The following is an 8,725-nucleotide window of genomic DNA, read 5'->3' as shown; positions in this document are numbered from 1 at the left end:
ATATTCTTGAAATTCCGGCAGCGAACGATAATAGAGAAATTTATCGCCCTGGTCATAATTTTGAGTTGATTTTGAGAGGACTTCTACTATTAATCTGGGATTGGTAATAGTTGTCTTGCCAGTTTCATAATAAATCGGTTCACCTTCAATTAGCATCACATCGGGATAGGTTGCTTGACGATATTGCGCTATCCATAATTTCACATCACCGATAAAAATATTATATTTCTGTCCTTTCAGGGCAAATTTTAAATAAGCGGCAAAATTGAGAGCAATTTTATTATGATCGGTAGTGCCTCCTGTCATCGGTACGATTTCCCCATCTTGATACTCATTTTTATAGGCTGCCGTTTCCTCTAGTTCTAAATATTCGGCAAAGCTATAGGTACTTTTATCTGTTGCTATAGTCATAATTTAAGTAGCTGGTTATAATTAAATTAAAAATGGATTTTAGGTTCGATCCCCCCTGCCCCCCTTGATAAGGGGGGTGCCGATCTCCCCCTTATTAAGTAGGGTTGATTCATGAATCAACCCTACCCTTAATAAGGGGGGCATCTGAGAGTTTTTAATACCTACCCACTTATTGATCGACTCCCTCAATTGATTATAGCAATTATTATACTGGTGAGATGCAAAAGAATTACCATAAATTAGCTATGTTTAGCCGAACAAAAGATAAGCTAAGACGCATTTTAACCGCTTATCCTTAGATTAGCTGAATCTCCCGCCCCTTGCCTCTTGCCTCTTGCCTCTTGCCTTTCTTCACTAGGAAATTTATTTTGCACGACTACTTAACAGCTATTTTAATAGGACTCTTGAAAATTTTTAGCCGGCAACTAAACAGGAATTTGATCTCTCCCAAATGTGGGACAATTGACAAAGAACTAAGAATTGTAGAATCCCCCCATCATGACCTCGGAACTATCGAAGCAATACGATCCCAAGATCACAGAAACGAAATGGCAGCAATATTGGGAAAATCAAGAAATATTTACAGCAAATCCCGAAAAAGGCGGCGAAACCTACTGTATAGTTATCCCTCCTCCCAATGTTACTGGTAGTCTCCACATGGGTCACGCCTTCGAGAGTTCCTTGATTGATACACTTGTTCGCTACAAGCGCATGACCGGCAAAAATACCCTCTGGCTGCCAGGTACGGATCACGCTAGTATTGCAGTACAAGCTATACTCGATCGCCAATTAAAAGCCGAAAAAACCGACCGTTACCAACTAGGAAGGGAAAAATTCCTCGAACGCGCTTGGCAATGGAAAGAGGAGTCCGGTAGTACCATTGTTAATCAACTGCGACGCTTGGGGGTATCCGTGGATTGGACGCGGGAACGTTTCACTATGGATGAGGGACTTTCCCATGCTGTCCGTACTGCTTTTATCAAACTCTATGAGGACGGATTAATCTATCGCGGTCAATACTTAGTCAACTGGTGTCCCGAATCCCGGTCGGCCGTTTCCGATTTAGAGGTAGAAAACAAGGACATTGAGGGAAATCTCTGGTATTTTCGCTATCCTCTTAGCGATGGTAGCGGTTATCTTCAAGTAGCCACCACAAGGCCCGAAACCATGCTCGGTGATACTGGTGTAGCTGTCAACCCGCAAGACCCTCGTTATCGCCATTTAATCGGCAAAACCGTCACTTTACCGATAATGGGGCGAGAAATCCCCATTATTGCCGATGAATTGGTGGATCCCGAATTCGGTACCGGTTGCGTCAAAGTTACGCCGGCCCACGATCCCAAGGATTTTGAGATGGGTAAACGCCATAATTTAGCCTTTATTAATATCATGAATTTAGACGGCAGTTTAAACGAAAATGCCGGAATATTCGTAGGTCAAGATCGTTTTGTTGCCCGCAAAAATGTCGTTAAAAAACTCGATGAAGACGGTTTTTTAGTTAAGATTGAAGCCTATCGCCATAGCGTCCCCTATAGCGATCGAGGTAAAGTTCCCGTGGAACCGCTTTTATCTACCCAATGGTTCGTTAAAATTGAACCTTTAGCCACAAAAGCTTTAGCCTGTTTAGATCAGGAAAACTCGCCCCGTTTTGTGCCAGAAAGATGGACAAAAGTTTATCGCGATTGGTTAGTTAAACTAAAAGATTGGTGTATTTCTCGACAACTGTGGTGGGGTCATCAAATTCCCGCTTGGTACATTATCAGTGAAACTAATAACGAAATTACTAACCATACTCCCTTCGTCGTTGCCCAGGATGAAACCTCCGCTTTAGCCAAGGCCAAACAAGAGTATGGAGAGGATATAATTATTCAACAAGACCCCGATGTTTTAGATACTTGGTTTTCCTCGGGATTGTGGCCATTTTCGACTATGGGATGGCCAGAAAAAACCCTTGATCTAGACACCTATTATCCCACCACAACCCTCGTCACTGGTTTTGATATTATCTTTTTCTGGGTGGCAAGAATGACGATGATGGCGGGCTATTTTACGCGACAAATGCCCTTTAAAGATGTCTATATTCACGGTTTAGTTAGGGATGAAAACGGCAAAAAGATGTCTAAATCGGCCAATAACGGCATCGATCCCCTAATTTTAATTGATAAATATGGAACCGATGCTTTACGATATACCTTAATTCGAGAAGTGGCAGGAGCAGGACAGGATATCAGTCTGCAATACAACCGTAAAACCGATGAATCGGAATCCGTAGAAGCAGCCCGAAATTTTGCCAATAAAATTTGGAATGCTTCCCGTTTTGTCATGATGAATCTGGAGGGAAAAACCCCAGAAGAATTGGGAGAACCAGCTTTAGAAAATTTAGAATTATCTGATCGCTGGATTTTATCTCGTTATCATCAAACAGTACAAAAAACTAGAGATCATCTAGAAAATTATGGCATGGGAGAAGCGGCAAAAGGTCTATACGAATTTATCTGGCGCGATTTCTGTGATTGGTATATCGAGTTAGTGAAAACTCGTTTATGGAAGGATAAAGAATCGGGTTCCTGTGCTACAGCCAGGCAAACTTTGGCTTTTATCTTGGCAGGGACATTAAAATTATTACATCCCTTTATGCCCCATATTACCGAAGAAATTTGGCATAATTTAACCCAAGAAAATCAGCAAGTTTTGGCTTTAGAAACCTATCCAATAGCTGATAGTTCTCTGATCGATTTAGACTTAGAAAATACTTTTGATTTATTAATTGAAAGTATTCGGGTGTTGCGTAATTTGCGGGCCGAAGCGGGGATTAAACCGGGGGCAACGATCACGGCAATTTTACAGACAGAAAACAGCCAAGAATTAGCTATTTTGCAACGTGGACAAGTGTACTTAAAAGACTTGGCCAAAATCGAAAACTTAATTTTGACGGACAAAATAACCGAGGAAGTCAATCAAGCGATCGCCGGTGTTGTCGCTACGGTAGAAATCCTCATTCCCCTGTCCGGATTGGTTGATATATCGGTATTGGCCGGGAAATTAGCGAAAAATTTAGCTAAGGTAGAAGGGGAAATCAAGAGTTTGAGCGATCGCCTGAATAAACCTAGCTTTGTCGAAAAAGCTCCAGAAGCTTTAATCCAAAAAACGAAGCAAGCTTTAGCAGAGGCCGAAAAACAAGCCCAAATTCTCCAAGAACGCCTAAAACGCCTGCATTAACGGAGGCAGTGGTTATTTTGGGGATTTTCCGAAAAATAGGGCAGTTTTCAGGCTACCCTAACCGGAAAATTAATCCCCAAAATGGGAGATGATTGCATCGGCAAATTCGGAACATTTCAGGGGAGGATTAACGGGAGGTTCCATCAGACGCGCTAAATCGTAGGTAACTTGTCGATTAGCGATCGCCGCTGCGATGCCTTTTTTAATCAAATCGGCCGCTTCTTGCCATCCCATGTATTCCAACATCATCACCCCAGAAAGAATCACCGAACCGGGGTTAATTCGGTCTAAACCGGCGTGTTTAGGGGCTGTGCCGTGGGTTGCCTCAAAAATAGCGCAAGTATCGCCAATATTCGCCCCGGGTCCCATCCCTAAACCACCCACGATCGCCGCTGCCGCATCGGAGAGATAATCACCATTCAGGTTCATGGTAGCGAGGATCGAGTATTCATCGGGACGGGTTTGGATCTGTTGGAAGATACTATCGGCAATGCGATCGTTAACCATAATTTTATCTTGCCACTGCCCATTGCCGTGGGTTTCCCAGATGGCATCGAGAACACTGGTCACTTCTTGGCAGATTTTAGCTTTTTTCTCGTCCGTGAGGGCATCATAACCCGGTTCCACCATGCGGGCGTTATCTTCGATGCTCAGATCTGGGTTTTTCTCTTTATTGCTCAGGATCCATGATTCCATCTCGGTAACGCACACATCCCGGAATTCACTTTTAGCTAATTCATAACCCCAATCCCGGAACGCCCCTTCGGTATATTTCATAATGTTACCCTTGTGGACGAGAGTAACTTGATTTTTCGGTTTCGGTAAAGTCAGCGCTCGTTCGATCGCCCGGCGGACTAATCTTTGGGAACCCGTCTTACTAATCGGTTTGATCCCGATACCCGCATCGAGGGGAATTTGTTTTTTACCGTGTTCGGGAGTGGCGGGAATTAGTTCGCTGTTGAGATAATTAATCAGTTTATCGGCGATTTCCGTGCCTTGTTTCCATTCGATGCCGAGATAGATATCCTCGGTATTTTCCCGATAGACGATGACATCGAGTTTTTCCGGGGTTTTATGGGGGGAAGGGGTTCCCGCATAGTAACGACAGGGACGAACACAGGCATAAAGGTCAAAAATCTGCCGCAAAGCCACATTCAGGGAACGAATGCCGCCACCGATGGGAGTGGTCAAGGGACCCTTGATGGCTATACCATATTCTTTGATCGCTGTCAAGGTATCTTGGGGTAGATATTGATAAGTCCCGTAGATTTCACAAGCTTCATCGCCAGCATAGACTTTAAACCAATGGATTTTCCTTTGACCAGCGTAGGCTGTGGCGATCGCTGCATCGATAACTTTTGCGGTTGCGGGCCAGATATCGACCCCCGTACCGTCACCACGAATGAAGGGAATGATGGGATCGTCGGGAACTAGAGGTTTTCCGTCAGAAAAAGTAATTGTCGAGCCTGTTGTCGGTGGGGTGATTTTTTCGTAGCTCACAGTCATGGGCTTCCAGAAACAGTATTTATCTATACGTTGGGAGTCTAGCGCCGTCAATATCTATACTCAGGGATTTTGGGTAATTTCTTAAAGATTCCTTTGCTGGCATCTCCGTCAAAACAACCTAGAGGAAAAGCCTGAAACCGAGACAGAGAGTAGGGTTAAGCCTAGAGCCGCCCGCCCGACGGTCAAATGTGTAGATACTTAGGGTTTACTGAAAAAGCTTTTCCTGGGGTCAGGGTGTGGGGTGTGGGGTGTGGGGTTTTATCGATTTTCAGGTGGTCAACTACCTAATTTTCAGGGAAAAAGTCCAGGAATTTTCCCCCTGATCACTCCCATTCCAGTACTTTTTGATTGACAAAAAGTCTAAAAGTCTTACCCAACAAGGTTTTTATATTTATTCAGCCAACCCTAGTTATCGCTGTTCTATCAGTGTTGAGGATTCCCGTGAGCAACAATATAGGACAGCGTTAATCGTGCTTAGTTGTTCTATATTGACGGAACCTTTCATCAGCGATCGCATTTACCAAATCTTAGCCATTACTAATACAAACCCCGGCAATTCTGGATCACCACTAATGGTTTCAGGAGCATTTAAAATCTCCAGTTCTCGATGGGGACGATAAATATAGACTTGGCGATTTTGGCGATCAATTAACCAACCCAATAAAGCACCATTGGCAATATATTCTTCCATCTTTTTCCGCAAACTGGATACTGTATCACTAGCAGAACGCAATTCAATCACAAAATCGGGACAGATGGGGGCAAAAGAGGCTTTTTGTTTTTCTGTTAAAGCATTCCAGCGTTCTAATTTAATCCAAGCAGCATCGGGTGAACGAGTCGCACCATTGGGCAGCGTAAAACCCGCACTGGAATCAAACCCAAGCCCCGTTCCATCTAGTTCTGACCAGTTCCAAAGTTGAGCGGCGATATTAAAATTGCGATTACCCGTATCTGAAAAAGCAGGAGGCATAACGATCACTTCTCCACTAGCGCTGCGTTCAATGCGTAAATCCCGATTGGCTAAACAAAATTCATAAAACTGCTCCTCCGTCATCGGCATAATCCAAGGAAGATCAATCATCAAAGGAGCCGAGGTCGCTTGTACAAGTAGTGTCGTCATATTTTCGCCCTACTCAAGAATTACATGAGTTAACAACTGAATGCCCTTCAATCTTAACTTAGCTCTAGTCATCGGCATTATTGACTACTAAAAGATAGAAGGCGATCGCTCTTATCGTTGCCAAAGAAGCCTGACGGAGAGGAATGTAAATATTTATAAAAATGTAGCTTAGAATACAGTTCGGGGGGGGGTAATGTGTATTGTTTTGTTATTCGCCTTTGGTGTTGGGTTATTGCTTGACCTGGCTGTGAGGGGGGCGATCGTATTTAAAACAAAATTGTTGGGGGAAGTATAATGGAACTTAAGTCATGTTCTCAAGTAACCACTATAGCTCTTGGAATAAGCAGTTCGATTCTCTTTACTGTTAGTTTTGTATCACCTGCTTCAGCAGTTAATCTGATTATCAATGGTTCTTTTGAAGAAGGAGATTATGACTCTAATGTTGTAGATCCTAATTTTGCACGACTAAGTCAGGGAAGCTCTGCTCTGACAGGATGGACAATAGGTGGTGCAGGCGTTGATTGGCACAACAGTAATGACATGAAATTTCCAATCGAGGGAGATTTAATTATAGATTTAAATCTTGATGGGGGAAGTAGTGGAACTTTATCTCAAACTTTTTCTACAATTATTGGACAATTCTATACTTTAAGTTTCTCTCTAGCGGGACCAGACTTGAGTGCGACTAATCCTTCTTTTCCTAATCCTCGTCAAGTTAGTGTTCAAGTTGCAGCAGTTAACCAAATTTTTTCAACATCCGCGTCTGACCACTTAGATCTTCAATGGCAACTACACGAATTAAGTTTTCAAGCCACTGGTAATCAGACAACTCTAACATTCTCAAGTCTTGACAACTCAGGATTTTGGGGTCCAGCTTTAGATAATGTCACTGTGGTGAGTAATGCTGAATCAGTCCCCGAACCCGCCTCAATCCTAAGCCTCCTCGCCCTAGGCACACTCGGCGCAGCCTCAACCCTCAAGCGCAAATTGAAATCCTCCAAATCCTCAGAAAAAGAAACCACAAAAGTCTCCTAATACCATCAATAAAATCCCACAATTCCCCTTCATTAATTGGAGGGGTTTTTATCAGTTGTCATACTAAATCCGTTGAGTAACGCACAGAAAACGGGTTTCTCCGAGAAACCCGTTTTCTATTAATGCTTGGGAATAGTTTTTCCTAGCTTAGGGGGAGTGAAAGTTTAATTTTCCCTCTGTTATTCAAATAGAATTATGAAACCCTCTTGCTGAAAATGATTGTCGTGAGTTAACACTTGAGTGATTTTTAAGCGCTGCATGACCGTCATTGAAATACAATCTGTCAGGCTATATTCTTTGTCTGGACGGCGGCGGTATAACTCGAAGCCTTGCAGGAATGATTCTCGGTTTTGCGGAATGACTTGAAGGCGGGGATTCTGGAGCAGATCATCGATAAATTCGACAGTACGCCGCTTCCGATTTGCTCCCCGGACTGACATAAAATTCAGTAGCTCTACCAAAACTTCATCCGTCGTCACAAGTTTAACGTTTTTGAGACTGGACGTAACTTCTCTGGCTCGTTGATGCCAATTATCTTGGGGATTGATTAAAGCAACCCAGTAGAAAGTGTCGGCAAAAATTTGTTTCATTGCCTTTTCTTGGGACTCCCATAAAGATAATGGTCATGCTCTTCTGCACCGTCAGATGGAAGCGGCTCAAGTTCTTCTTCGGGGAAGTTCAGATTCAACCTATCAACTATCTTTAAAATTGATTCTCCAGTCTCCTCTTGAGATATATCAGAAGCCATCAGATGAGTTTCCAGGGCATCTTTCAGTCGATTTAAAACGCCTTCTAGAGAGCTATCCTGGTAATCAATTGCTGCTAATTCAGGAGATTTGAGTGAATATCCGTCGGGATTCTTGGAGATGACAATGCTGATTTGATTGACCATAATCCTTCCTATCTCAGGCTAATCAAGAATTGGGACTTCTTTAGTCTAGCAAAATAAGCAGGACATTTAAGGTTCTTCAGGATTTGGAAATGATTGTTCATCGGGAATTTTAATTGTCTGTTTTTGAGATTGGGATTGAAAGTTTAATTTTCCCTGAATCTTTCTAACAGTTCTGAGCGAGATAAATTAGCCAGAGAAAGAAGTAACCCGGTGCGTTCCGAGATGGGAAGTTGGGCAATCTCTTCCACCAGACCAGATAATTCTGCATCTAGGGGGCCAAACCGTCCTTCCAGAAGACTGGTTATCAGCGATAGTTGTCCCTCTAAACTGCCTCGTTGTATCCCTTCTTGTATCCCTTCTTGTTTCCACTCTTCCCGTTGTTGTAAATAAGCTGGTGATAGGTTCATAATCTCCTCCTGTTCCTCGGTACTTAAATTATCTCTTAATTCTAAATTCTTGCGCCAGTTGGCCAGAATTTCTAGTAAATTCTCTTGGAAGGGATTACCTTCAGGCAATTGCACTAATTCTTCTACTGCTCGTTT

General features: G+C 43.0%; 7 protein-coding genes and 1 pseudogene. 2 read left to right on the top strand and 6 right to left on the bottom strand.

All coding sequences use genetic code 11. The features are described from left to right. The coding region (locus IM509_RS04335; protein WP_287716466.1) for a Uma2 family endonuclease at positions 1 to 411 on the bottom strand (411 nt) is incomplete at its 3' end. A 498-nt stretch (positions 412 to 909) separates the two neighbouring features. On the opposite strand from IM509_RS04335, the gene IM509_RS04330 reads away from it, so the two are divergent. Next, positions 910 to 3,630 carry a valine--tRNA ligase gene (locus IM509_RS04330; protein WP_185237450.1) on the top strand — a complete coding sequence of 907 codons (2,721 nt, stop codon included), beginning with the start codon at positions 910 to 912 and terminating at the stop codon, positions 3,628 to 3,630. 69 nt (positions 3,631 to 3,699) lie between these two features. Here the strand turns inward: IM509_RS04330 and IM509_RS04325 are convergent, their stop codons facing one another. Both IM509_RS04325 and IM509_RS04320 read right to left on the bottom strand, forming a co-directional pair. Next, a complete protein-coding gene (locus IM509_RS04325) occupies positions 3,700 to 5,136 on the bottom strand; it encodes an NADP-dependent isocitrate dehydrogenase (RefSeq protein ID WP_185237449.1) in 1,437 nt (478 codons plus the stop codon). A gap of 517 nt (positions 5,137 to 5,653) precedes the next feature. Further along, on the bottom strand, positions 5,654 to 6,256 hold the full coding sequence (locus IM509_RS04320) for a Uma2 family endonuclease (RefSeq protein WP_052276279.1): 603 nt from the start codon (positions 6,254 to 6,256) through the stop codon (positions 5,654 to 5,656). A 294-nt stretch (positions 6,257 to 6,550) separates the two neighbouring features. Here IM509_RS04320 and IM509_RS04315 point away from each other — a divergent pair, with 294 nt between their 5' ends. After that, positions 6,551 to 7,291 carry a choice-of-anchor C family PEP-CTERM protein gene (locus tag IM509_RS04315; RefSeq protein ID WP_052276280.1) on the top strand — a complete coding sequence of 247 codons (741 nt, stop codon included), beginning with the start codon at positions 6,551 to 6,553 and terminating at the stop codon, positions 7,289 to 7,291. Positions 7,292 to 7,470: 179 nt separating this feature from the next. On the opposite strand, the gene IM509_RS04310 is transcribed toward IM509_RS04315, so the two are convergent. The 3 genes and pseudogenes from IM509_RS04310 to IM509_RS04300 all read right to left on the bottom strand — a co-directional run. Then, complete coding sequence (locus IM509_RS04310; RefSeq protein ID WP_004268192.1) at positions 7,471 to 7,881, bottom strand: type II toxin-antitoxin system VapC family toxin; 411 nt, start codon at positions 7,879 to 7,881, stop codon at positions 7,471 to 7,473. Next, positions 7,878 to 8,183, bottom strand: a complete 306-nt coding sequence (locus tag IM509_RS04305) for a hypothetical protein (RefSeq protein ID WP_002752790.1) — start codon at positions 8,181 to 8,183, stop codon at positions 7,878 to 7,880. The genes IM509_RS04310 and IM509_RS04305 overlap by 4 nt, the downstream gene beginning before the upstream one ends. Positions 8,184 to 8,326: 143 nt before the next feature. Then, a pseudogene (locus tag IM509_RS04300) lies at positions 8,327 to 8,725 on the bottom strand (hypothetical protein); the annotation flags it as partial.

The sequence above is a fragment of the Microcystis sp. M31BS1 genome (assembly GCF_020245285.1).
Taxonomy (GTDB): Bacteria; Cyanobacteriota; Cyanobacteriia; order Cyanobacteriales; family Microcystaceae; genus Microcystis; species Microcystis panniformis.
This window is presented reverse-complemented; position numbering and strand designations above follow the sequence as displayed.